The following is a 436-nucleotide window of genomic DNA, read 5'->3' as shown; positions in this document are numbered from 1 at the left end:
AGCTTTGCCACACCACGGTATTTCCCCGATACCTTGTGTGCAAATTGCATCAGATAGTTGATAGCCTTTTGTTTGTCGTTCTGGCTGAGTTCGTGCTTACCGCAGAATGCAGCCATACCGAATCCGGCTTGTGATTGCGCCATCCCCATAGCAGCCATCACATCAGTACCGGAAAGAGAGTCAGAAGCCGTGGCCCGTGGTGAGTCGCTCATCATCGGGCTTTTTGGCGAATGAAATTTAGCTACGCTTTCGAGTCTCATGCGCCTTCTCCCTGTACCTGAATCAATGTTAGGTTTCCGCAGAACACTGCGCCGGTATCGATATACATTTGGTTGGCAAACTTGAGTGGTTTCACTGCTGGCGTATGACCAAAGATGAACGTGTCCGCGCCTTTGATTTCTTTCACGATCCCGTTTTGTGAGTTGCTGATTCGTTC

At 49.5% G+C, this 436-nt stretch carries 1 protein-coding gene and 1 pseudogene; both read right to left on the bottom strand.

The window, feature by feature from the left end; genetic code table 11:
* Window positions 1-260: antitermination protein (locus JW499_RS21715; protein ID WP_228356390.1), on the bottom strand; the 260-nt coding region annotated here is incomplete at its 3' end.
* Window positions 257-436: pseudogene (locus JW499_RS21710) on the bottom strand (hypothetical protein); the annotation flags it as partial. The gene JW499_RS21715 and the pseudogene JW499_RS21710, both read right to left, overlap by 4 nt.

It is taken from the genome of Amphritea pacifica (assembly GCF_016924145.1).
Taxonomy (GTDB): Bacteria; Pseudomonadota; Gammaproteobacteria; order Pseudomonadales; family Balneatricaceae; genus Amphritea; species Amphritea pacifica.
This window is presented reverse-complemented; position numbering and strand designations above follow the sequence as displayed.